Origin of the sequence: Mesorhizobium sp. M0028 (assembly GCF_040323855.1) — a bacterium.
GTDB lineage: Bacteria > Pseudomonadota > Alphaproteobacteria > Rhizobiales > Rhizobiaceae > Mesorhizobium.
This window is the reverse complement of record NZ_JAMYVG010000003.1, coordinates 189,177-210,885: the sequence shown is the minus strand read 5'-3', so window position 1 is coordinate 210,885 and position 21,709 is coordinate 189,177. Positions and strand designations below refer to the sequence as shown.

Here is a 21,709-nt window from a genome sequence, read left to right as displayed (position 1 = left end):
TCGAGCCAGAATGCCGACCGGGCCACTTTGCCACAATCCTGCCCCAGGTGGAAATGGGATTTAACACTTGGCAGGCCATATTTTGCCGGCCCGGTCCCGGCAGGTCGGAATCGGCATCAGATTGAGGATTGACAGATGAGCAAGGTCGCCGCGACGGCACTGGTGACAGGCGGGGCGAAGCGGATCGGCAGGGCGATCGTCGAGGATCTTGCTGCGCACGGTTTTGCCGTCGCCATTCACTGTAATCGCTCGCTGGCCGAGGCGGAGGCACTGGCGGCCGGGATCAACAGTGGTCATTTTGGTCGAGACGGCAGGGCCGCTGTGGTTGCTGCCGACCTGACCGACATGGACGCCGTCGGCAACCTTGTCGGCCGCGCGGCGGCGGCGCTCGGACCGGTGTCGCTGCTGGTCAACAACGCCTCGCTGTTCGAGCACGACAGTGTTGACGATTTCGACTGGCCGGCCTGGGATCGCCATTTCGCCGTGCATGTCAAGGCGCCGGCTCTGTTGGCGCAGACTTTCGCCCGGGCCTTGCCGCAGAGCAGTGAGGGGTTGATCGTCAACATGATCGACCAGCGCGTCTGGCGGCCGACGCCGCGTTATTTCTCCTATGCGCTGTCGAAGTCGACCTTGTGGGCAGCGACCGAGATGATGGCGCAGGCGCTGGGTCCCCGCATCCGCGTCAACGCCATCGGTCCGGGCCCGACCTTGAAGAACACGCGCCAGCACGACAGCGATTTCGACGCGCAGATTGCCGGCCTGATCCTGAAGCGCGGCCCGGAATTGCCCGAATTCGGTGACACCATCCGTTACCTCTGGGCGGCACGCTCGGTCACCGGCCAGATGATCGCGCTTGACGGCGGCCAGCATCTTGCATGGCAGACGCCCGATGTGACAGGCATGACGGAATGAGCCCCATGGACCAGAAACAAAAAACGCGCGGCGGCGCCGACGACCTGCCGCCCGAAATCGACCTCGAGGACGAGGCAGCCGAGGAGGTCGTCGAGCCTGCAGCCGCTGGTCCGGACGTCACCTTCACCGCCATCGACTGGACGCCGCATGCCGGCGATGCCGACGGCATGGTCGGCGCCGAGGTGATCCAGACGCTGGTCAAGCGGCTGCCCAACGCGCCCGGCGTCTACCGCATGATGAATGCCGCCGGCGACGTGCTCTATGTCGGCAAGGCACGCAGCCTGAAGAAGCGGGTCACCAACTACGCGCAAGGTCGGTTCCACACCAGCCGCATCGGCCGCATGGTGCGCGAGACGTCGACGATGGAGTTCGTCGTCACCCGCACCGAGATCGAAGCGCTGCTGCTTGAAGCCAACCTCATCAAGCGCTTGCGGCCGCGCTTCAACGTGCTGATGCGCGACGACAAGTCGTTTCCCTATATCCTGTTGACCGGCGACCATGTCTCCCCCGGCATCTACAAGCATCGCGGCGCGCGCTCGCGCAAGGGCGACTATTTCGGCCCCTTTGCCTCAGCCGGCGCCGTCGGCCGCACCATCAATTCGCTGCAGCGCGCCTTCCTGCTCAGGAGCTGCACCAACTCCTTCTACGAGAACCGCACCCGGCCTTGCCTTTTGTTCCAGATCAAGCGCTGTGCCGGCCCGTGCACCGGCGAGATCTCGCATGGCGACTATGCAAGGCTTGTCGCCGAGGCGAAGGATTTTCTCTCCGGCCGCAGCCAGAAGGTGAAGACGGAGATCTCCGCCGCCATGCAGCAGGCTTCGGAGAACCTCGATTTCGAACGCGCCGCCATCTATCGCGACCGGCTGGCGGCGCTGTCGCATGTGCAGAGCCATCAAGGCATCAATCCGCAGACTGTCGACGAGGCCGACGTCTTCGCCATTCATCAGGAGGGCGGCCAGGTCTGCATCCAGGTGTTCTTCTTCCGCACCGGCCAGAACTGGGGCAACCGCGCCTATTTTCCCAAGGCCGATCCGGCGCTCGAAGCTGGCGAGGTGCTGGGTTCGTTCCTGGCGCAGTTCTACGACGACAAGCCGACGCCACGCACCATCCTGTTGTCGTATGGCGTCGAGGACCAGGAATTGCTGGCGGAGGCGCTCTCCACGCGCGCCGGCCGCAAGGTGTCGATCTCGGTGCCGCAGCGCGGCGAGAAGAAGGACCTGACCGACAACGCGCTGCAGAACGCGCGCGAAGCGCTCGGCCGACGGCTCGCCGAGACCTCGACCCAGGCGCGGCTGCTCACCGGCTTTGCCGAGACCTTCGGCCTGGAAAAGCCGCCGGTGCGCATCGAGGTCTATGATAACTCGCACATCATGGGCACCAACGCCGTCGGCGCCATGGTCGTCGCCGGGCCGGAAGGGTTTGTGAAGAACCAGTATCGAAAGTTCAACATCCGCTCGACCGAGATCACGCCGGGCGACGATTTCGGCATGATGCGCGAGGTGATGCAGCGGCGCTTCTCGCGGCTGTTGAAGGAACATGGCGATGCCCCGCAAACCGAGAGTGCGGACGAGGCGAGCGCTACCGGACCGGGCGACGATGTCGAGGACGCCGGCGGCTTTCCGGCCTGGCCCGACGTCATCCTCATCGACGGCGGCCAAGGCCAGATGACGGCGGTGCGCAAGATCCTGTCCGATCTCGGCATCGAGAACCGCGTCGTGGCCATCGGCATCGCCAAGGGTCAGGACCGTGACGCCGGCCGCGAACGCTTCTTCGTCAAGGGCAGGGACTCATTCTCGCTGCCCGTACGCGATCCGGTGCTCTATTTCGTCCAGCGGCTGCGCGACGAGGTCCATCGCTTCGCCATCGGTTCGCACCGCGCCCGCCGCAAGAAGGAGATGGTCAAGAGCCCGCTCGACGAGATCAGCGGCATCGGCCCCGGCCGCAAGCGCGCGCTGCTGATGCATTTCGGCACGGCCAAGGCGGTCAGCCGCGCCGCCGTTGAGGATCTGGTCAAGGTTGACGGCATTTCCGAGCAGGTGGCGAAATTGGTCTACAATCATTTTCACGAGAGCTAAGATCTATTGCCGATATTTCGGCTGGCTAATCGATTCTGGCCTGTTGACCCCCCACATTCGCTTCTGATTTGACTAAGCAGGCAGAAAGAGTTCCCAAACATGGCCCAGCGCGCGTTCAACCTGCCTAACATGCTCACCTATGCCCGCATTCTGGCGGTGCCGTTGGTCGTGCTGTGCTTCTTCCTGGAAGGGCATCTGAAATCGAGCGACTTCGCCCGCTGGTCGGCGCTCATCATTTTCCTGCTCGCCTCGATCACCGATTACTTCGACGGCTATCTGGCGCGCGCCTGGCAGCAGACCTCCAATATCGGCAAGATGCTCGACCCGATCGCCGACAAGCTGCTGGTCGCCACTTGCCTGCTGCTGCTCGCCGCCGACACCGACCGCCATGCCGGCATCGCCGGCTGGTCGCTGTGGGCGGCGATCATCATCCTGTGCCGCGAGATCCTGGTCTCGGGTCTGCGCGAATATCTGGCGGCCCTGAAGGTCTCGGTGCCGGTGACGCAACTGGCCAAATGGAAGACCACCATCCAGATGGTCGCCATTGCCTTCCTGCTTGCAGGCCCCGCCGGCGACAAGATCTTTCCACTGACCACCCAGACCGGGCTGGTGCTGCTGTGGATCGCAGCCCTGGTCACGCTCTACACCGGCTACGACTATTTCCGCGCCGGCCTCAAGCACATCATGGACGAGTAACATGTCGACCAAGCTCATCTATTTCGCCTGGGTGCGCGAGCGGATCGGCAGACCGGAGGAAGACGTCGAACTGCCGGACGGCATTGAAACCGTCGCCGACCTGTTGCGCTGGCTGAAATCACGCGGCGAGGAATACGAGAACGCGCTGCAATATCCTGATGTGATCCGCGTCGCCATCAACCAGGAACATGTCGAGCACCGCGAGAAGATCGCCGGCGCGCGCGAGATCGCGCTGTTCCCGCCGATGACCGGTGGCTGAACCATGTCCGCGGTGGTGCCTGTGGTGCGCATCCAGGCGGAGGACTTCGATGTCGCCGCCGAGATCGCCAGGCTGACCCAGGGTCGCAACGACATCGGCGCTGTGGTGACCTTCTCCGGCCTTTGCCGCGACGAGCAAGGCAGGCTCTCCGCGCTTGAGCTCGAACATTATCCCGGTATGGCCGAAGCCGAGATTTCCCGCATCGCCGGCGAGGCAATCGAGCGTTGGCCACTGCAGGGCCTCACCGCCATCCATCGCCACGGCAAGATCGCGCCCGGCGAAAACATCGTGCTGGTGGTGGCGGCTTCCGCCCACCGGCAGGCGGCGTTCGAGGCCGCGAATTTCCTGATGGACTATTTGAAATCACGGGCGCCGTTCTGGAAGAAGGAACACCATAGCGACGGTTCGGAGGGCGGCTGGGTCGACGCCAAGGAGGCCGACGACAAGGCGGCGAGCCGCTGGAAGCAGCCGCCGTCCGAATAAAATCCCGACGGCCGTTCCCATACCCTGCCGGCCATTTATTGACCGCAATCCTGCGAGACCCTTGGCCGGAAGGGGAGCAGGATCATGCTGGACAAGATTGCCGAGTTCTTCATCTTCGGGCTGGTGCCGCTGGCCCTCGGCATCCTGGCCGTTCCGGATCATTCCGCGGCTGCCGAAAAGACCCTCAAGGGCGAGGTGATGTATCGCGAGCGCATCGCCCTGCCGCCTAATGCCGTGCTTTCCGTGCAGCTTGCCGACGTGTCGCTGGCCGACGCGCCGGCCGCAATCATCGGTGAGCGCAAGGTGGTGCCGGCCGGCCAGGTGCCGATCAAGTTCGAGATCAGCTTCGATCCGCAGGTGATCCGGCCTGATATGACCTACGCTCTGCAGGCGCGCATCACTGTCGACGACCGGCTGCTGTTCGTCACAGGTGCGCGCCACCAGGTCGACCCGCTCAGCGACGCGCCACAGACCATCATGCTGAAAATGGCGGCGCCGAGCGCCGAGCCGGCGACAGCTTCCGTGTTCGGCCAAAGCTGGCTGGTCGAATATATCGACGGCATCGGCGTGATTGCCGAGCCGCGGGCGACATTCCGGATCAGCGAAGCCGGCAAGGCCGGCGGCAGCGGCCCTTGCAACGTCTATTTCGCTACCGCCAAAGTCGATGGTTCGACGATTACCATCAGTGACATCGGTTCGACCTTCAAGGCCTGCGCGTCCGAGACCATGGCCGAGGAAAAGGCGCTGTTCGAGGCGCTGGCCAAGGCAGCGTCGTACCATATCGACGCCGGCAAGCTCATCATCGCCGACAAGGATGACCGCGTCATCCTGCGGTTCAATGCTGCGAGTTGAGACTTGTCGATATTCAGGTGAGGCCTGCACCGGCTCGGCCTGCCCTGATTCTCAACAGGCCTTGGACCGTTCCGAAACGATCACACCTGTGGTGGCGGCGCAGACGTCAGGCCGAAGCGGCGCATCAAAGGCTGGCTCGCCGGAAGAGATAGCGACGGTCGTGGCCTTCCTTGCTTCCGATGACGCCTCGTTCGTCTCCGGCCACGGCCTGCTCGCCGATGGCGGCTATTCGGTCGCCTGATCGGCCGCATGTCGATCACGTTGTGTTTCAGCCGGAATAAACCGGACAGAGCGCGCGTTACGTCCTCATACGATGGCGGGTAAGGCAAAAGGGATGTTTGTCCCTTCGTTGATGCCGCCAGAATGGCTGCGGCTCGTTCTGGCCTTAACTCAAAGGAGTCCAGACATGAAAACGCACGCGCTTATCCTTGCCGCCACCGGTGCATCGCTCCTTGCCTTCACCGGCCTTGCCAAGGCGGACGACCATCTGTTCGATGCCCTTCAACATGGTCTCAGTCCTGACAGCCAGCCTTTCCAGACCAACAAGGCTGGTCATAGCGGCGATCTCGCGCCCGGGCAGGGTAGCCCGTTCACAGGTCACGATACACAGACGCCGGCCACCGACACGGAAGCGGCGAACGAACATGCGAACGTGAAGGAACGCCAGGCGAAATAGACTGGCAGAACCCGCCGCTAGGGGGCGGCGGGCGAGATCTATCGGGCGACGACCGCATACACCAGGCATTCTCAATTTGTCGCGAGTTTGAATACCGCGCCGTAGTGGTAGGGCGGTATATCCATCAGTTCGGCGAGCTTGAACCCGCTTGCTTCCGCCGCCGCGGTGGTCTGTCCGGGTGACAGCCTCAGCTCGGTCTTCGGTCCGCGTGGCTCGCCCAGAACCGTGGTCTGCTCGCGCGGCTGCTGGTGCCAGTTGACGATGGCAAAACGACCGGCCCTGCCAAGCGTCGCCCGCACGGCGCGGGCAAGGCGCGGCCGGTCCGGAACGCCATGGAAAGCGTTGGCCATGAAGACGAAGTCGACGGGCCGGGGCACCAGCCTGGCAAGCTCATAGGCGTCGCCCGCCACAAACTCGCAATTGCTCGCGCCTCCGTCGGCCAGCCGCCGCCGGGCGACTTCGAGCAGATCGGCATCGATGTCGATGGCGATGACCTGACGAACGACCCTGGCCATTGGCAGCGTGAACCAGCCGTCGCCGCAGCAGAGATCGACCACATCCATGCCGTGCTTCATTCCCACCGCCGTCAACACCCCGGCAGGGTCGGGCCACAACGCCTCCCACCAGCCGCCGGTCGGCATCTCGGTGCCCTGAAACAAGCCGGGAATGGTGCTGGTCATGGCCTGGTCGGCTCCGTTGTCGCGACCGCGTTTAATCCGTGCCCTCGAGCTTAACGCACCCATGACCCGTCGAGGAGCCTGAACCTGAAATGTCTGCTAACGAAAAAGGCCGGCGTTGCGCCGGCCTCTTTGATGGGTTCGGGATGCCGGCTTAGCCGACGATCTCGGTGTCCGAGAACCAGTATTTGATCTCCTGCGCGGCGGTTTCCGGCGCATCGGAACCATGCACGGAATTCTCGCCGATCGACAGCGCGTGCAGCTTGCGGATGGTGCCTTCGGCGGCGCTTGCCGGATTGGTGGCGCCCATCACTTCGCGGTTCTTGGCAATGGCGTTCTCGCCTTCCAGCACCTGCACGATGGTCGGGCCCGACGACATGGACTCGACCAGCTCGCCGAAGAACGGACGCTCCTTGTGGACGGCATAGAAACCTTCTGCCTCGCGGCGGCTCATCCACACCCGGCGCGAAGCGACGACGCGCAGGCCGGCATCTTCCAGTATCTTGGTGATGGCGCCGGTGAGATTGCGACGGGTCGCGTCCGGCTTGATCATGGAAAAGGTGCGTTCGAGCGCCATGGGATCGTCCTTGTGATGGAGAGTGGAATTGAGGGTGGCGGGCTCTATACAAGCCGCCCGCCGGCTTGCCAAGGGGAGGTGGGCGCACAGCGCGTCGCCGTCAGCCAGACCCAATGTGTCATAGCTCTATCTCGATCGTCAGGTTGGCCGTGTCGCCAGCCCTAAGGCCTTCGCGGACCCGCACCGCCGTCTTGATCGGCAAGAGCAGGCTGCCGGATTTCTTGTCGGGAAACAGCGATGTCCGCCATCTGGTCTGGCCGATGACGGCTTCCACGCCAAGCGAGCCCCAGGGCCTTGCCATCCCCACCATCGCCGTCTTGATCCATGCTCCAGGTTCCGGCGGTAGCGTCACGAAATGCCAGCCGCCCTTGCCCGGATAGACCCAGATCTCGGCCTGCACCTCGCAGCGAAACATTCTATGCCCTTCCTCAGATCAAGGCCGTCACGACTGGCTTTGCCTTGGTCTCTTGTTGGCGATGCTAACGATCGGCGAAACATCCATGATATCCATTCTGCCCTGCAGCGGAGGAGTCATTCTCCCCTGCAAAGAGAATGGCTTTCCTGCAAAAAGAATGGCAGCGCCGCCGTTGCACTACCGTTTTATCACGATCGAAGCGCGCCGGACTTCCCAACCTTGCCGTTCCAGTTCCGGCACGCTGTGTTCCTCGCTTGGATAGCCGACACAGAAATAGCCGATCAGCGTCCACTCCGCCGGCACGTCCAGGATCGTCGCCACCTCGGCCGGATCGAGGATCGAGACCCAGCCCATGCCTATTCCTTCGGCGCGCGCCGCCAGCCACATCGTGTGGACTGCCATGACAGCGGAATAGTCTATGGTGGCTGGCATGGTCAGGCGGCCGAGCCCATGCCCTTGCTCGGTTGCGCGGTCGGCGAAAACCGCAAGCTGGCAGGGCGCCTCATTCAGGCCGGCAAGCTTCAGGCGCCCATAGAGCGCGGCGCGTTCGCCGCAAAAATTTGCGAGTGCCTCCGCGTTGCAGCGCTCGAAGCAGGCCCTGACGGCAGCGCGGCATGCTTCGCTCTCGACGACGACGAAGCGCCAGGGCTGGCTCAGCCCGACGGAAGGCGCGGCGCTGGCAAGCTCGAGCAGCCGCTCCAGCGCCCCTTCGGGGAGCGGCGTCGGCTTGAACCGCCTGACGTCGCGCCGCCACAGGAAGAGATTGGCGAGCCCGGCGCGAAAGTCGGCCGGGAACTCTGGGTTTGCGGTCATGGCGCGCTGCCTTTGTTGTGATTGCCCGGTTCGCCGGATGTTCGTCTTGTTTGCTTCGATCCAGGCACGGATGAGGCGCTTCGAGCGACACTTCGTCTACCCGCATTGTCGCATTTCGCCGGCTGGCAACTTTCAGTTAAGGCCGGACAACGTCCCTGCCGGCAACGCAGTTGGACCTCGACCGGCAAAACAAAACCCGCCTCGGCAAGCCGGGCGGGTCGTCGGTACGAATCAGCACCATACCCAAATTAGTAGCATAGCTGCCGGCACAAAGCAAGAACAAAATGTGGCGTTGCCGATGAAACTGCCGATTTCAACTATCGAGCGGGGCGATCGCCGCCGCCGCGACCGTGCGGCCGAGGCCGCCATGCAGATCGAGGCATCGTTCGAACCATTGCGCCACGACGTCGCTGTCGTCGAGCAGCCGGTAGGGCGTGGCGATGCGCGCCCATTGCAGCGCGCCGAAAACGATGTAGTCGGCAAATAGCGGCGACGGGCCGCCGATGAAGGGCTGATAGCCAAGCATCGAGCGGAGCGGCTCCAGCGAGGCCCGGAAGCTGGCGAGCCCAGCGTCGCGGGTGGTGTATACCGCCTCCAGGCGCTTGCCGAAGCGCTGCTCGCGGTTCTGCCGGAAATAGGCGGCGTTCGCCTCGTCCTGCATGGCGTGCAGGTCCAATATCGCAGCGGTGGTGACGTAGGGATGGATGGTCAGCTGCGACCAACGTTCGATGAAGCGCGCCGTCGCCTTGCCGCCGTCGCCGGAAACAATGTCGGCCGCTCGGGATAGGCCTCCTCGAGATAGAGCGCGATAGCGAAGGAATCGGCGACCACCGTCTCGCCGTCGCGGATCACCGGAACGAGCTTCGAGACGCCGCCTTCCACCTTCGGCACTTCGAGAAAACGGGTCGGCACGCTGGTGATGTCGAGCCCTTTGTGGGCCAGCGCCATCGCCGCCTTCCAGCAATGTGGGCTGAATGGGCGGGCGGCGTCGCGTCCGACAAGGTCGTAGAGCAGAATGGTCATTGGCGGCAGCGTCCTTGCAGTCTAACTATGCCCGAAACAGACCCACGCGAAACAGGGTCTCGCAGGTCGAGAGAAGAATGAAACAGCATTTCAGGATGTTTGCGGCCTACAATCAATGGGCCAATGGCCGCATCTACGATGCCGCCGCCGATCTCGACGAGGAAGAGTTCGACCGCAATGTCGGCGTCTTCTTCGGCTCGATGATGGGAACGCTCAACCACCTCCTGGCAGCCGACCGTATCTGGATGAAACGCTTCACCGGCGAGGGCGACGCGCCGGCAAGGCTCGACACGATCCTGCACCGCGCCTTGCCAGGCTTGCGGCTGGCGCGCGAGGCCGAGGACAAACGGATCATCGACTGGGTTGCCGGCTTGAGCGACAAGGCGCTGTCGGGCCGCTTCTCCTACATGACCGTCTCGGATATGCGCACCGTCTCGCAGCGGCTGGCGCCGGCGCTCGACCACTTCTTCAACCACCAGACCCACCACCGCGGCCAGGCGCATGCGATCCTGACCGTTCTGGGCAAGCCAAGCCTCGGACTGGACCTGACGATGTTCCAGCGCAGCGAGGAGGGCAGGGCATTCGCCTGAACCTGGGGCGGCTGGTGAAGCGGATGGTCGATAGCGGACGATCTGCCGAGATTGCAAAAAGCGCCAAAACATTTTATGGAGCGCATGGTCGTGAGGGCGGCCGCTTCAGCAGCATTCAGCAGCAACAGCGAGAATTGGCACGCATGCCCAATGAACCCTTGCGCCTTGTGGCGTTCTTCGCCGTGGTCCTGGCGCTTCTCAACTCCGGTTATTATTTCCACCAGGGCGACATTGTCGCGACCATCTATTTCATGATCGGCGCCATTCTTGTGACTGCGGTGACCCGGATGAGCATCAGAAGGCAGCTGATTTAGGATCTGCCGACCTAAAACCACCGACAACGGACCGCATCTCCGGCCGGCCAAGATGACGAAGAGGTTGCGTCAGGCGGCGTAGCCGCCGAGGCCCCGGACGACCGGCTTGACCGAGACTGCCGGCTGGGCGGCCGGCCAGAGGATGCCGGCCGTCACGGCGAAGGTGATCAGGGCGTCGCGTGCCGCTTCGGCCGAGATCTCGCCGGCGCGTGCCGCCTCGCAGGCCTTTACCGCGGCGCCATAGCTCAGCCGCCGGCGCGAAGGCGGGAACTCGGTCAGGAACTCGTGCATCTCGGAGAACGAAGCGATCGTCCGCTTGTAGCCGGCGCCAACGGTTAGGGCGACCGGTGTGGAAAACGTCCTGTCGTGCATTCTGGCCTCTCGAATGGGCGGAGGTCACGGCGGACGCCGTTCTCCGGTCTGGGGTCGGGCAGAAACGCGGATCACGGCGCGAGGTTCCATGTTGCCGTGATTTGTTTTTTTCGCTCGCCCGGGTGAGCAGCGCGCCGAGGGCGCGTGCCTATTTCCACATGCCGCGCATGCGGGCGCCGAGGTCGACGCGCACCTGCGGCTGGCGGCGCGGATCGTCCCTGGCCTGGACGCTGGCCCAAGCCACCTGCTCGAAGGCACCAAGGATCGGGCGCGGGATGAAGCGCGTGCGCGAGGCATAGACATGGCGGTCGCCGCGCGCTGCCTGGCCGTGGACGAAAAAACGCTGCGGCATCACCAAATGCAGGCTATCCTTGGCCCGCGTCATCGCCACGTAGAGCAGCCGCCGCTCCTCGTCGACGTCCTCCTTGCTGCCGACCCCTAGGTCGATCGGGATGCAGCCGTCGACGGTGTTGAGCACGAAGACGTTCTTCCACTCCTGGCCCTTGGCCGAATGGATGGTCGACAGGATCAGATAATCCTCGTCGCGGTGCGGAGGTCCGGCTTCGTCGCTGGTCGCGTCCGGCGGATCGAGCGTCAGCTCGGTGAGGAAGCGCTCGCGCGATCCATAGCCGGAGGCGATCTGCTCGAGCTGCAGGAGATCGGCCCGGCGCGTCGTCGCATCCTCGTGGATGCGTTCCAGATGCGGCTCGTACCAGAGCCTGACCTGCTCGATGTCGGCCGGCCATTTCTTTGCGCCGGCGCGCAGGCCGCAATAGAGCGCGACAAAGCCCGGCCAGTCGTCGGCGGCCCGTTGCGGCGGCCGGTAGCGCGCAAGCCCCATCGTCTCGTCGAGCGACGTCGCCATGGTCTCGACGATCGCATTGGCGGCCGAAGGGCCGATGCCGGGCAGAAGTTGCAGCACGCGAAAGCCGGTGACGCGGTCGCGCGGGTTTTCGGCAAAGCGCAGCACGGCCAGCACGTCCTTGACGTGGGCGGCATCGAGGAATTTCAGCCCGCCGAATTTGACGAAGGGGATGTTGCGGCGCGTCAGTTCGATCTCCAGCGGGCCGCTATGGTGCGAGGCGCGAAACAGCACGGCCTGCGCTTTGAGAACGGTACCGGCCTCGCGCTCGGTGAGTATCGCCTGGCAGACATAGCTCGCCTGCTCGATCTCGTCGCGCACGCTCACCAGCTTCGGCTTTTCCGCCGATTTACGCTCCGACCAGAGATTTTTGGTGAAACGTTCCGACGCTTCGCCGATCACCGCATTGGCCGCCGCCAGGATCGTCTCGGTCGAGCGGTAGTTGCGCTCCAGCATGACGACCTCGGCCGGCTGCGCGAACTGCTTGGGAAAATCCAGGATATTGCGCACTTCCGCGGCGCGGAATGAATAGATCGACTGCGCGTCGTCGCCGACCACCGTCAGCCCCGATCCGTCGGGCTTGAGGGCCGTCAGGATCGAGGCCTGCAGCCGGTTGGTGTCCTGGTATTCATCGACCAGCACATGGTCGAAACGTGCACCCAGATGCGCGGCGATTTCCGGCTCGCCGGCCATCTGCGCCCAGTAGAGCAGCAGATCGTCGTAATCGAGCACGTTCTGCGCCTGCTTGGCCTCGACATATCTGGCGAATAATTGTTTCAGCTGTTCGGCCCAGCCGGCGCACCACGGGAACACCGAACCCAGCACCTCGCCGAGCGGCGCCTGTGCATTGACGGCACGCGAATAGATCGCAAGGCAGGTGCCCTTGGTCGGGAAGCGGGCTTCGGTCTTCGAAAACCCAAGCTCGTGGCGGGCGAGGTTCATCAGGTCGGCGGAATCCTCGCGGTCGTGGATGGTGAAGGCGGGATCGAGACCGATCTCCAGCGCATAATCACGCAGCAGCCTGGCGCCAATGCCGTGGAACGTGCCGGCCCAGCTCAGCGCATCGGTGATGACAGAAGCATCGCGGCCCAGCACCTCGCCGGCGATGCGCTCGACCCGCTTGGCCATTTCCGCCGCGGCACGGCGGGAAAATGTCATCAAGAGGATGCGGCGCGGATCGGCACCCCTAACGATCAGATGCGCGACCCGGTGCGCCAGCGTGTTGGTCTTGCCGGAGCCGGCGCCGGCAATCACCAGCAATGGTCCCGCGACCTTGCCATCGCCATGTTCGACGGCAAGCCGCTGCTCGGCGTTGAGCTTTGCCAGATAGGCCGGCTGGAAGGACGAATCACGGGCGGCGAGGTTCATCGCCCATCAAGCATCGTTTCCGCTTTGTTCGCAACGGTTTGCGGAGCCGGAATGGGGCTCGTGAACGAAGAAGCCTTGCGGGCAGGCCCGTTGACTAACGCCCGGGCTCGACGCCCATCCTTGCCGATTGCCGCCGCAGCGCCTCGCGATCGTCTTCTGGTGGCGGCAGCAGCAGCGGATCGAAATCGTCGGGCACCTCGTCGATCACTTTCTTGGCGACGCGATAGGCAACATAGACGATTGCCCCGGCGATAAGCAGACGGATCATGGCTTCCTCCATTGATTCTGGAGCAACCGGAGACGCGGCATTTTGTTCCCCGACTGCTCGGCGAATGCGGGAACGACACCGATCGCGCAACCAAATCGCCGACGCCTCGTTGTCGGCGAGAGGAGACTGCGATGAAAAAGCGCTCAATCCTGCTGCTTGTGGCAGCGCTGACCGTTGCGGGTTGCGACAACAACATCCAGCCGACCAAGGCCCCTGGCGATACGGTCGAGCAGAATCCGCAGGTCGACAAGAATCCGGTGCCGAAGTCGACGACCGGCGGCGATCAGCCCGGCACGCCGCCGAAACAATGACCGCTTCAAATGGCGTCGGCGCCGGTCAAAAAAGGGTGGCCGGCGCCGCTTGGGAGGAAGCTGATGACGCCGGCCAGGCGGAGATCAGGCCCGCCGCACATCCAAGAATAGCCGAGTCTTTCCGCAGCGTCATGGTCCGATAGCGTACAAACGGCACGCCCTGTGGACAAACCTGCCGCCACGCCGGCGTTTGTTCATCACATGGTTTGTCTATCCCATGGAACAAACCCGGCTGCTGCGTGTTTGGGTGTCGATCGGACGCTCCCAAGGCCGCCGTTCACGAAAGAACCCGCTTTCCTTGTCCCCCCTCAGGATAGCGGGTTCTTTTTGCGTTTTGCGGGAAGTCGCGGTGCGCGGGGGTCGACGTCACCTGCTTGCCGGTTTTCGCGCCTTATGCGGCGAACCGGGGCTCAAGCCCTTGCGAAGCATGGTTGTCCCGTGCAAAAGCGCGGCCATGCTGATCATCAACGACCTTTCGCTCCGCATGGCCGGACGCCTGCTTCTCGACCATGCCTCGCTGACCTTGCCGGCCGGCAGCAAGGCTGGCCTTGTCGGCCGCAACGGCACCGGCAAGACGACCTTGTTCAAGGCGATCACCGGCGACCTCGCCTCCGAGACCGGCTCGATCAGTCTGCCCAAGAACACACGCATCGGCCAGGTCGCTCAGGAAGCGCCGGGCACCGAGGAGCCGCTGATCGAGATCGTGCTCAAGGCCGACCTTGAACGGAGTGCGCTGCTCGAAGAGGAAAAGACGGCGACCGATCCGCACCGCATCGCCGATATCCATATGCGGCTGGCCGATATCGATGCGCACTCGGCCGAGTCACGCGCCGCCACCATTCTCGCCGGCCTCGGCTTCGACGACGCCGCACAACGGCGCCCGGCCTCGTCCTTCTCCGGCGGCTGGCGCATGCGCGTCGCGCTGGCCGCGGTGCTGTTTGCCGAGCCCGATCTGCTGCTGCTCGACGAGCCGACCAATTATCTTGATCTCGAAGGCACGCTGTGGCTGGAAAACTACGTGTCGAAATACCCGCACACTGTGCTGCTGATTTCGCACGACCGCGACCTGCTCAACCGAGCCGTCAATTCGATCGTCCATCTCGACCAGAAGAAGCTGACGTTCTGGCGCGGCGGCTACGATCAGTTCGAGCGCCAATATACCGAGCAGCGCGAATTGCAGGAGAAGGGCCGCGTGAAGCAGGAAGCCGCGCGCAAGCACATGGAATCCTTCGTCGAGCGCTTCCGCGCCAAGGCGTCGAAGGCGAGGCAGGCGCAGTCGCGCATCAAGGCGCTGGAGAAGATGAAGCCGATCGCCGCGATTGTGAACGACACGGTTCGGCCGTTCTCCTTTCCGGAGCCGGTGAAGACGGTGGCCTCGCCGATCATCGCGCTGAACAACGTCCATGTCGGCTATACCGAGGGTGCGCCGATCCTGAAGAAGATGACGCTGCGCGTCGATGCCGACGACCGCATCGCGCTGCTCGGCGCCAACGGCAACGGCAAGTCGACCTTCGCCAAGCTGTTGGCCGGCCGGCTGAAGCCGGAGACCGGCGGCATGACCGTGGCGCCCGGGCTGAAGGTGGCAATCTTCGCCCAGCACCAGCTCGACGACCTCAGGCCCGACGAAAACGCCTATGAGCATGTCCGCCGGCTGATGCCGGACGCGCCGGAATCCAAGGTGCGCGGCCGCGTCGCGCAGTTCGGCCTGACCACCGAAAAGATGAACACCGCCGCCAAAGACCTGTCCGGCGGCGAAAAGGCGCGGCTCCTGATGGGCCTGTCGGCCTTCGAGGGGCCGAACCTGTTCATCCTCGACGAGCCGACCAACCATCTCGACATCGACAGCCGTGAATCGCTGATCCATGCGCTGAACGATTTTCCCGGCGCCGTCATCCTGATCTCGCACGACCGCCATCTGCTCGAGGCGACCGCCGACCGGCTGTGGCTGGTCAAGGAGGGCGCGGTTAACCCGTATGACGGCGACCTCGAGGACTACAAGACGCTGGTCACCGGCGTCTCCGGCGACCGCCGCGGCAAGCGCGAGGCGGACAAAGCCTCGAAGGCCGACCGCCGCCGCGATGCAGCCGCGCGCCGCGCCGCTTTCGAGCCGCTGGCCAAGGAAATCCGCGCCACCGAAGCGCTGATGGACCGCCTCCGCAAGCGCATCGACCTGATCGAGGACGAACTCGCCAATCCGGCCGTCTACGAAAAGGACCCCTCGACCGCGACAAGGCTGGCCAAGGAACGCTCACAACTCGCGCAACAGCTGGCCGGCCACGAGGAGAAATGGCTGTCGATCTCGGCGGAGTACGAGGAAGGCACGGCGGAGTAGGACGATGTCGGCAAAACTGTGGATCGAAGCTGCCAAGGTTTTGGCCGTCAATTCCGGAGCTGTCGTAAAATGTCCTGAGTGTGGAGACGGCAATCTGCTGGTCATCGACGCCGGAGCCGGATCATCGCATGTCGAGCGCCACATACATTGCCCGAAATGCGGTGCCTACAACGCCTTGTTCAAGCGCATTGATGGCGTGTAACTGGCCCTACACGCCGCTATCACAACCGGCTAGTTTGCTCCCATGAATCAGCACGCCAAGCTCAAAATCGGCCATTCGGCCTGTCCGCATGATTGTCCCTCAACCTGCGCGCTCGAGGTCGAGTTGCTTGACGCCAGGCGTATCGGCCGCGTCCATGGCGCCAAGGCCAACAGCTACACGGCCGGCGTCATCTGCGCCAAGGTCGCCCGCTACGCCGACCGCGTCCATCATCCCGACCGCCTGCTGAAACCGCTGGTCCGGGCGGGCGCCAAGGGCGAGGGCGCCTGGAAGGAAGCGAGCTGGGAGGCCGCACTCGACCTTGTCGCCGAAAAGTTCATCGCGGCGGAGGCAAAATTCGGCTCGGAGACGGTCTGGCCCTATTACTATGCCGGCACGATGGGTCTGGTGCAGCGCGACGGCATCGAGCGGCTCAGGCATGCCAAGAAATACTCCGGCTTCTTCAGTTCGATCTGCACCAATCTGGCCTGGACCGGCTGGATGATGGGGGCAGGCGCACTGCGCGGCCCCGATCCGCGCGAGATGGCGAAGTCCGATTGCGTGGTGATCTGGGGCACCAACGCCGTGGTCACGCAGGTCAACGTCATGACCCACGCCATCAAGGCGCGCAAGGAACGCGGCGCCAAGATCGTCGTCATCGATGTTTACGAGAACGCGACGATGAAGCAGGCCGATCTCGGCCTGGTGCTGAAGCCCGGCACCGACGGCGCGCTGGCCTGCGCGGTGATGCACGTGCTGTTCCGTGACGGCATGGCCGACCGCGCTTATTTGGAAAAATACACCGACGACCCGCATGGTCTGGAAGCGCATCTTCAAACGAGGACGCCGCAATGGGCCGCTGATATCACCGGGCTTTCTGTCGACGAAATCGAGACCTTCGCCCGTCTCGTCGGCACGACGAACAAGACCTACTTCCGCCTCGGCTACGGGTTTTCGCGCCAGCGCAACGGTTCGGTCAACATGCACGCCGCAGCCTCGATCGCCGCGGTCACCGGCTGCTGGCAATATGAAGGCGGCGGCGCCTTCCATACCAATTCGGGCATCTTCAAGCTCAATCAGGAACTGCTCGAAGGCACGCGGATGCGCGACCCCGCGATCCGTCATCTCGACCATTCGCGCATCGGCCCGGTGCTGACCGGGGCTGAGGATGCGCTCTATGGGGGCCCGCCGGTGACGGCGCTGCTGATCCAGAACACCAATCCGGTCAATGTCGCGCCGGAGCAGCGGCTGGTGAAGCAGGGTTTTTTGCGCGACGATCTGTTCTCCTGCGTGCACGAGCAGTTCATGACCGACACCGCCAAGCTCGCCGATGTGGTGCTGCCGGCGACGATGTTTCTTGAGCATGACGACGTCTACAAGGGCGGCGGCAACCAGCACATCACGCTCGGGCCGAAGCTGATCGACCCGCCGGAAGGTCCGCGCACCAACCATTTCGTCATCGAGGAACTCGGCAAAAGACTCGGTGTCGCCGATCGCCCGGGCTTCGGCATGACCGAGCAGCAGCATATCGACGTCATTCTGGGCAAGCGCGGGCTGGGCAGCTTTTCGAGCCTGAAAGAGCAGAAATGGGTCGATTTGCAGCCGGATTTCGATGCCGCGCATTACCTCGACGGCTTCGGCCATGCCGACAAGAAGTTTCATTTTCGCGCCGACTGGACGGGCCAGGCGTCGCCCAATCGGCCACCGAAAAGCATGGGCCTGTTCGGGCCGGTGGCGAGCCTGCCGGAATTCCCCGACCATGTCGATCTGATCGAGGTGGCGGACGAGGCGCACCCGTTCCGGCTGACCACCTCGCCGGCGCGCAATTTCCTCAATTCGACCTTCACCGAAACGCCGGTGTCGCAGGCAAAAGAGCGCCGGCCGGAGCTGCTCTTGCATCCCGATGATGCGGCGGCACTCGGCGTCGCCGACGGCGGCCGCATCGAAGTCGGCAACCAGCGTGGCGAAGTGGTGCTGCACGCAAAACTGTTCGACGGCATCAAGCGCGGCGTGGTCATCGCCGAAGGCATCTGGCCGAACAGCGCCCATGAGCGCGGCGAGGGCATCAACGTGCTGACTGGCGCCGATGCGCCGGCGCCCTATGGCGGCGCCGCCTTCCACGACAACAAGGTCTGGCTGCGCCCGGCAACTTGAAGCGTTCGGAACGATATGTTCCTCCGGCCGTTTCGCATGGCGGGTGGAGGCATGGTCATGGCAGAAGCGTTGGCGGCGCCGGACCCCATCGGGCGAACGCTTTCGTCCGGCGAACTCGTAACCACGATGTCCCACTTCCATCGCGCCGAGATTGCGCGCATGGCTGGGTGGCGCGACCGCCTGGACCGGACGAGCAATTGGGCGATAACGGTTGTCGCGGCGATGCTGTCCGTCTCGCTTTCGACAGCCAGCGCTCACCATGGCGTGCTGCTGTTTGCCATGCTGCTTGTTCTGCTGCTGCTGTGGATCGAGGCGCGGCGATACCGCTTCTTCGACTTCTATCGGGCTCGCGTGCGCCAGTTCGAACGGCACTATTTCGCACAGGTATTCTCGCCGCAGCCGGATTTCGCGTCCGATTGGCTGTTGATCGTCGGCGAGAGCCTGCGCGCACCAAAATTCCTGATTTCGCAACGCGTGGCTTTGGCGCGCCGTCTGCGTCGGAATTACATCTACATGCTGCTGATCCTGCTGCTGGCCTGGATCCTCAAACTGTCGACCCCCAGCCTCTTAAACGAAGGCGTCCGCATCGGCTTCGTCGGGTCGATGCGTGAGGCCGTCGCCAGTGCTGCGCTGGGTCCAGTTCCTGGTGGCGCCATCGTCGTGCTGGTCGCCGTCCTCTATGCCGGCCTGCTGATGGCAGCCTACCTGACGGAGAGCGACGACGGCGAACTCTCCTTCGGTGACGTCCACGTCTAGCAATGCCCTGTCTAGCAACGCAACGGCCTGTCGCGCGTTGTGGGGCAGGTGTATTGGGCGATGGGGGTTTCATGGCTTGGCAGGCTCCGACACGTTCCAGCCTGGCGCTGTTGGTTTGTGCATTCGTCCCCGCAGGAGCGGCCCGGGCGGCGGAGACGCTTGTTGCCGGAACCAAGGCTTCGGGAATGGGCGGTTCGGGCGAAGGCGCTTTCGTTGCCGAGATCGTCCTGCTGCTGCTTGTCGGGCGCGGCCTGGGCGAAGTGCTGCAGCGCTATGGCCAGCCGGCAATCATGGGCCAACTGATCGGCGGCATCCTGCTCGGTCCTTCGCTGTTCGGCTGGCTATGGCCATCGGCTCAGCACCTGATCTTTCCCAGCGATCCTGCGCAAAAGGGCATGATCGACGCCGTCTCACAGCTCGGCATCCTGATGCTGCTTTTGCTGACCGGCATGGAGACGGACCTGCGGCTGGTGCGCCGGGTTGGCGCGGCCTGTTTTTCCATTTCGGCGACCGGCGTCGTGGTGCCCTTCATCTGCGGTTTCGCGCTGGCGCAGTTCCTGCCGGACGCATTGCTGTCTGACGCCACGCAACGCACCGTCGCCGGGCTGTTCCTGGGCACCGCGCTGTCGATCTCGTCGGTCAAGATCGTCGCCATGGTGGTGCGCGAGATGAACTTCATGCGCCGCAACCTCGGACAGGTGATTATTTCCTCGGCGATCATCGAGGACACGATCGGCTGGCTTATCATCGCCGTAACCTTCGGCATCGCCACCAATGGCAGGCTGCAGTTCGCGCCGCTGGTGACCACCATCGCCGCGGTGGCACTGTTCATGGTGTTCTCCTTCACCATTGGCCGCCGTCTTGTCTTCACCTTGATCCGCTGGACCAACGATCAATTCCACAGCGAGTTCGCTGTGATCACCATGATCCTCATCATCATGGGCGTGATGGCGCTGATCACCAATATGATAGGCGTGCATACGGTGCTGGGTGCGTTCGTCGCCGGTATCCTTGTCGGGGAATCGCCCATCCTCTCCAGCCATATCGAAGGCCAGCTGCGCGGCGTCATCACCGCGCTGTTCATGCCGATCTTCTTCGGCATGGCGGGGCTTTCCGCCGATCTCACAGTGCTTGCCGATCCGACGCTTGCCATGCTGACGGGCGCTCTGGTGGTTATCGCCAGCATCGGCAAGTTTGGCGGCGCGTTCATCGGCGCTAGGCTCGCCGCCATGTCGTTCAAGGGAGCAATCGCCGTGGGCAGCGCCATGAACGCGCGCGGCTCGACCGAGGTGATCGTCGCCAGCATCGGCCTGTCGATGAACATCCTGTCGCACAATCTCTTCACCATGATCGTCACCATGGCCGTGATCACCACGCTGGCCATGCCGCCGATGCTGCGCTGGGCGCTCGGCCGGCTGCCGGTTGGGCACGACGAGCAGCAGCGTGTCGAGCGCGAGGCGTTGGACGAATACGGCTTCATTTCCAGGCTGGAGCGGCTGCTGGTGCTGGTCGACGACAGCAGGATTGGCAAGTTCACTGCCCATCTCGCCGGACTGGTCGGCGGAGGCAGCGGCATGCCCACTACCTTGCTTCGCCTGCCCACCACCTTGCTTCAGCCGAAAGACGGCCGAATTGACAGGCCGAGCGACAGCAAGGGACAGGAGCGCGCCCTGCAGGAAATCAAGAAGGGTGCAAAGAAAAGCGCCCAGGCGGTAAAACGGATCGAAGATACGCTTGTCGGCAAAGTCCACCTGACGGCCCGCACCGAGTTGGAAGCCACCGGTGAGACGATCGCCGAAGAGGCCCGCAAGGGATACGGCCTGTTGCTGGTCGGCCTTGACAATGTGCTGACCGCCGATGGCGCCTTCGCGCCGGCCCTCAACGACATTGCCGCAGGATTTGACGGCCCGCTTTGCCTGGTCCTGAACGGCGGCAATGCTGCCGAAAAGATGCCAACGCTGAAGGCCGGCACCAGCATTCTCGTCCCCGTCAACGGTACCCAGGTGGCGCGCCGCGCCGCCGACTTGGCGCTGGCGCTGGCCCGTCCAAACCGGGCGCGGATCAAGGTTCTCTACGTCTCGCAAAAAGCAGCCAAGGGGCGCAGGTCGACATCCGTGTCGCATAGCCGCGAAGAGGCCGTGCTGAAAGACATCGCCGACTTGGCGGGCCGCTACGGCCTGCATATCGACACCGCGTTCCATACCCGCGTCACACCCGACAAGGCGATCACTAGGGAGGCGGCCAAAGGCGCGGCGATCGTCGTGATGGGTGTCACCCAACGTCCGGGTGAGGACCTGTTCTTCGGCGAAACCGCCAGCGCTGTTTTAGCCGCCTGCAACTGCCCCGTCGTGCTTCTGGCCAGCGCGCGGCCCAAGCATGACACCGCTGGCGCTGAGCTGGCAGCGTGATTTTTACTGGGCATTGATCGGTCGGCAGGCATGTCGATCGAGGCTCTGAAGCGCTGATCCAGCTAAACGTAAAATAGTTTGAACCGAACGGTTCGGTTCTGTTGACAGAGGGTACAGGAATGGGTGAACGCCGGCTCACAGAATGTTCGCGCTGAAAATCACCAATAACCGCATAACCAATTGAAAAGAAATAAGAACATTGTGGCGAAAGGAGCCCCATGTCGAATTTCAAGCGGCCAATTTGGCGCACCCGTACAAAATTTTTGTGATTGGAAACGACAAGCTTGCGGACCCATCTCGGGGCGGTCCGAGCGACG

The 21,709-nt window shown here is 63.6% G+C and carries 23 protein-coding genes and 1 pseudogene; 16 read left to right on the top strand and 8 right to left on the bottom strand.

Going from position 1 to position 21,709, the window contains the following annotated elements; all coding sequences use genetic code 11:
* Window positions 1–135: 135 nt before the first annotated feature.
* From NKJ93_RS08815 to NKJ93_RS08780, 8 genes are all read left to right on the top strand, one after another.
* Complete coding sequence (locus NKJ93_RS08815; RefSeq protein ID WP_023719796.1) at window positions 136–912, top strand: SDR family oxidoreductase; 777 nt, start codon at window positions 136–138, stop codon at window positions 910–912.
* A complete protein-coding gene (gene uvrC / locus NKJ93_RS08810) occupies window positions 909–2,987 on the top strand; it encodes an excinuclease ABC subunit UvrC (RefSeq protein ID WP_352495590.1) in 2,079 nt (692 codons plus the stop codon). Before NKJ93_RS08815 ends, uvrC begins: the two co-directional genes overlap by 4 nt.
* A gap of 99 nt (window positions 2,988–3,086) precedes the next feature.
* Complete coding sequence (pgsA, locus tag NKJ93_RS08805; RefSeq protein WP_127316551.1) at window positions 3,087–3,683, top strand: CDP-diacylglycerol--glycerol-3-phosphate 3-phosphatidyltransferase; 597 nt, start codon at window positions 3,087–3,089, stop codon at window positions 3,681–3,683.
* Window position 3,684: 1 nt separating this feature from the next.
* Entirely contained in the window at window positions 3,685–3,942 is a 258-nt protein-coding gene (gene moaD, locus NKJ93_RS08800; protein WP_352495589.1) for a molybdopterin converting factor subunit 1, read from the top strand.
* A gap of 3 nt (window positions 3,943–3,945) precedes the next feature.
* On the top strand, window positions 3,946–4,425 hold the full coding sequence (locus NKJ93_RS08795; protein ID WP_352495588.1) for a molybdenum cofactor biosynthesis protein MoaE: 480 nt from the start codon (window positions 3,946–3,948) through the stop codon (window positions 4,423–4,425).
* Between the two features lie 84 nt (window positions 4,426–4,509).
* Window positions 4,510–5,277, top strand: a complete 768-nt coding sequence (locus NKJ93_RS08790) for a YbaY family lipoprotein (RefSeq protein ID WP_352588615.1) — start codon at window positions 4,510–4,512, stop codon at window positions 5,275–5,277.
* Between the two features lie 61 nt (window positions 5,278–5,338).
* Entirely contained in the window at window positions 5,339–5,518 is a 180-nt protein-coding gene (locus tag NKJ93_RS08785) for an SDR family oxidoreductase (protein ID WP_023719786.1), read from the top strand.
* Between the two features lie 165 nt (window positions 5,519–5,683).
* Window positions 5,684–5,953, top strand: a complete 270-nt coding sequence (locus tag NKJ93_RS08780; protein WP_023719785.1) for a hypothetical protein — start codon at window positions 5,684–5,686, stop codon at window positions 5,951–5,953.
* Window positions 5,954–6,024: 71 nt separating this feature from the next.
* Here the strand turns inward: NKJ93_RS08780 and NKJ93_RS08775 are convergent, their stop codons facing one another.
* The 5 genes and pseudogenes from NKJ93_RS08775 to NKJ93_RS08755 all read right to left on the bottom strand — a co-directional run bounded on the left by NKJ93_RS08775 (window position 6,025) and on the right by NKJ93_RS08755 (window position 9,458).
* Window positions 6,025–6,633: a class I SAM-dependent methyltransferase gene (locus tag NKJ93_RS08775; RefSeq protein WP_352495586.1), complete on the bottom strand. Its 609-nt coding sequence runs from the start codon at window positions 6,631–6,633 to the stop codon at window positions 6,025–6,027.
* Window positions 6,634–6,784: 151 nt separating this feature from the next.
* Window positions 6,785–7,207 (bottom strand): nucleoside-diphosphate kinase, encoded by a 423-nt coding sequence (gene ndk, locus NKJ93_RS08770; RefSeq protein ID WP_023719783.1) that lies wholly within the window; start codon window positions 7,205–7,207, stop codon window positions 6,785–6,787.
* Window positions 7,208–7,325: 118 nt separating this feature from the next.
* Window positions 7,326–7,622 carry a DUF1905 domain-containing protein gene (locus NKJ93_RS08765; protein ID WP_352588611.1) on the bottom strand — a complete coding sequence of 99 codons (297 nt, stop codon included), beginning with the start codon at window positions 7,620–7,622 and terminating at the stop codon, window positions 7,326–7,328.
* Between the two features lie 177 nt (window positions 7,623–7,799).
* Window positions 7,800–8,435 (bottom strand): 5,6-dimethylbenzimidazole synthase, encoded by a 636-nt coding sequence (gene bluB / locus NKJ93_RS08760; RefSeq protein ID WP_352495584.1) that lies wholly within the window; start codon window positions 8,433–8,435, stop codon window positions 7,800–7,802.
* Window positions 8,436–8,748: 313 nt separating this feature from the next.
* Window positions 8,749–9,458: pseudogene (locus tag NKJ93_RS08755) on the bottom strand (glutathione S-transferase family protein).
* Window positions 9,459–9,535: 77 nt separating this feature from the next.
* Between NKJ93_RS08755 and NKJ93_RS08750 the strand changes: the two are divergent.
* Window positions 9,536–10,048 carry a DinB family protein gene (locus tag NKJ93_RS08750; protein WP_352495582.1) on the top strand — a complete coding sequence of 171 codons (513 nt, stop codon included), beginning with the start codon at window positions 9,536–9,538 and terminating at the stop codon, window positions 10,046–10,048.
* Between the two features lie 14 nt (window positions 10,049–10,062).
* On the top strand, window positions 10,063–10,362 hold the full coding sequence (locus NKJ93_RS08745) for a hypothetical protein (RefSeq protein ID WP_352507902.1): 300 nt from the start codon (window positions 10,063–10,065) through the stop codon (window positions 10,360–10,362).
* A 69-nt stretch (window positions 10,363–10,431) separates the two neighbouring features.
* Here the strand turns inward: NKJ93_RS08745 and NKJ93_RS08740 are convergent, their stop codons facing one another.
* The 3 genes from NKJ93_RS08740 to NKJ93_RS08730 form a co-directional block, all read right to left on the bottom strand.
* Window positions 10,432–10,734, bottom strand: coding sequence for a DUF982 domain-containing protein (locus tag NKJ93_RS08740; protein WP_023719778.1), 303 nt, complete (start codon window positions 10,732–10,734; stop codon window positions 10,432–10,434).
* Between the two features lie 148 nt (window positions 10,735–10,882).
* On the bottom strand, window positions 10,883–12,964 hold the full coding sequence (locus NKJ93_RS08735; protein WP_352588608.1) for an ATP-dependent helicase: 2,082 nt from the start codon (window positions 12,962–12,964) through the stop codon (window positions 10,883–10,885).
* 94 nt (window positions 12,965–13,058) lie between these two features.
* A complete protein-coding gene (locus tag NKJ93_RS08730) occupies window positions 13,059–13,232 on the bottom strand; it encodes a hypothetical protein (protein WP_023719776.1) in 174 nt (57 codons plus the stop codon).
* Between the two features lie 131 nt (window positions 13,233–13,363).
* Between NKJ93_RS08730 and NKJ93_RS08725 the strand changes: the two genes are divergently transcribed.
* From NKJ93_RS08725 to NKJ93_RS08700, 6 genes are all read left to right on the top strand, one after another.
* Window positions 13,364–13,543: a membrane lipoprotein lipid attachment site-containing protein gene (locus tag NKJ93_RS08725; RefSeq protein ID WP_023719775.1), complete on the top strand. Its 180-nt coding sequence runs from the start codon at window positions 13,364–13,366 to the stop codon at window positions 13,541–13,543.
* Between the two features lie 454 nt (window positions 13,544–13,997).
* Window positions 13,998–15,875 carry an ABC-F family ATP-binding cassette domain-containing protein gene (locus tag NKJ93_RS08720; RefSeq protein ID WP_352588605.1) on the top strand — a complete coding sequence of 626 codons (1,878 nt, stop codon included), beginning with the start codon at window positions 13,998–14,000 and terminating at the stop codon, window positions 15,873–15,875.
* A 4-nt stretch (window positions 15,876–15,879) separates the two neighbouring features.
* Window positions 15,880–16,077 carry a hypothetical protein gene (locus tag NKJ93_RS08715; RefSeq protein WP_023719772.1) on the top strand — a complete coding sequence of 66 codons (198 nt, stop codon included), beginning with the start codon at window positions 15,880–15,882 and terminating at the stop codon, window positions 16,075–16,077.
* Window positions 16,078–16,119: 42 nt separating this feature from the next.
* Window positions 16,120–18,228, top strand: coding sequence for a molybdopterin-containing oxidoreductase family protein (locus tag NKJ93_RS08710; protein WP_023719771.1), 2,109 nt, complete (start codon window positions 16,120–16,122; stop codon window positions 18,226–18,228).
* Window positions 18,229–18,285: 57 nt separating this feature from the next.
* Window positions 18,286–18,984, top strand: coding sequence for a DUF2270 domain-containing protein (locus NKJ93_RS08705; RefSeq protein ID WP_023719770.1), 699 nt, complete (start codon window positions 18,286–18,288; stop codon window positions 18,982–18,984).
* Between the two features lie 185 nt (window positions 18,985–19,169).
* Window positions 19,170–21,392 (top strand): cation:proton antiporter domain-containing protein, encoded by a 2,223-nt coding sequence (locus NKJ93_RS08700; RefSeq protein ID WP_502896909.1) that lies wholly within the window; start codon window positions 19,170–19,172, stop codon window positions 21,390–21,392.
* Window positions 21,393–21,709 lie beyond the last annotated feature (317 nt).

Coding starts and splice junctions, on each gene's coding strand:
- NKJ93_RS08815 (WP_023719796.1), top strand. CDS start 136: ATGAGCAAGGTCGCCGCGACGGCACTGGTGACAGGCGGGGCGAAGCGG.
- uvrC (WP_352495590.1), top strand. CDS start 909: ATGAGCCCCATGGACCAGAAACAAAAAACGCGCGGCGGCGCCGACGAC.
- pgsA (WP_127316551.1), top strand. CDS start 3,087: ATGGCCCAGCGCGCGTTCAACCTGCCTAACATGCTCACCTATGCCCGC.
- moaD (WP_352495589.1), top strand. CDS start 3,685: ATGTCGACCAAGCTCATCTATTTCGCCTGGGTGCGCGAGCGGATCGGC.
- NKJ93_RS08795 (WP_352495588.1), top strand. CDS start 3,946: ATGTCCGCGGTGGTGCCTGTGGTGCGCATCCAGGCGGAGGACTTCGAT.
- NKJ93_RS08790 (WP_352588615.1), top strand. CDS start 4,510: ATGCTGGACAAGATTGCCGAGTTCTTCATCTTCGGGCTGGTGCCGCTG.
- NKJ93_RS08780 (WP_023719785.1), top strand. CDS start 5,684: ATGAAAACGCACGCGCTTATCCTTGCCGCCACCGGTGCATCGCTCCTT.
- NKJ93_RS08775 (WP_352495586.1), bottom strand. CDS start 6,633: ATGACCAGCACCATTCCCGGCTTGTTTCAGGGCACCGAGATGCCGACC.
- ndk (WP_023719783.1), bottom strand. CDS start 7,207: ATGGCGCTCGAACGCACCTTTTCCATGATCAAGCCGGACGCGACCCGT.
- NKJ93_RS08765 (WP_352588611.1), bottom strand. CDS start 7,622: ATGTTTCGCTGCGAGGTGCAGGCCGAGATCTGGGTCTATCCGGGCAAG.
- bluB (WP_352495584.1), bottom strand. CDS start 8,435: ATGACCGCAAACCCAGAGTTCCCGGCCGACTTTCGCGCCGGGCTCGCC.
- NKJ93_RS08750 (WP_352495582.1), top strand. CDS start 9,536: ATGAAACAGCATTTCAGGATGTTTGCGGCCTACAATCAATGGGCCAAT.
- NKJ93_RS08740 (WP_023719778.1), bottom strand. CDS start 10,734: ATGCACGACAGGACGTTTTCCACACCGGTCGCCCTAACCGTTGGCGCC.
- NKJ93_RS08735 (WP_352588608.1), bottom strand. CDS start 12,964: ATGAACCTCGCCGCCCGTGATTCGTCCTTCCAGCCGGCCTATCTGGCA.
- NKJ93_RS08730 (WP_023719776.1), bottom strand. CDS start 13,232: ATGATCCGTCTGCTTATCGCCGGGGCAATCGTCTATGTTGCCTATCGC.
- NKJ93_RS08725 (WP_023719775.1), top strand. CDS start 13,364: ATGAAAAAGCGCTCAATCCTGCTGCTTGTGGCAGCGCTGACCGTTGCG.
- NKJ93_RS08720 (WP_352588605.1), top strand. CDS start 13,998: ATGCTGATCATCAACGACCTTTCGCTCCGCATGGCCGGACGCCTGCTT.
- NKJ93_RS08715 (WP_023719772.1), top strand. CDS start 15,880: ATGTCGGCAAAACTGTGGATCGAAGCTGCCAAGGTTTTGGCCGTCAAT.
- NKJ93_RS08710 (WP_023719771.1), top strand. CDS start 16,120: ATGAATCAGCACGCCAAGCTCAAAATCGGCCATTCGGCCTGTCCGCAT.
- NKJ93_RS08705 (WP_023719770.1), top strand. CDS start 18,286: ATGGCAGAAGCGTTGGCGGCGCCGGACCCCATCGGGCGAACGCTTTCG.
- NKJ93_RS08700 (WP_502896909.1), top strand. CDS start 19,170: ATGGGCGGTTCGGGCGAAGGCGCTTTCGTTGCCGAGATCGTCCTGCTG.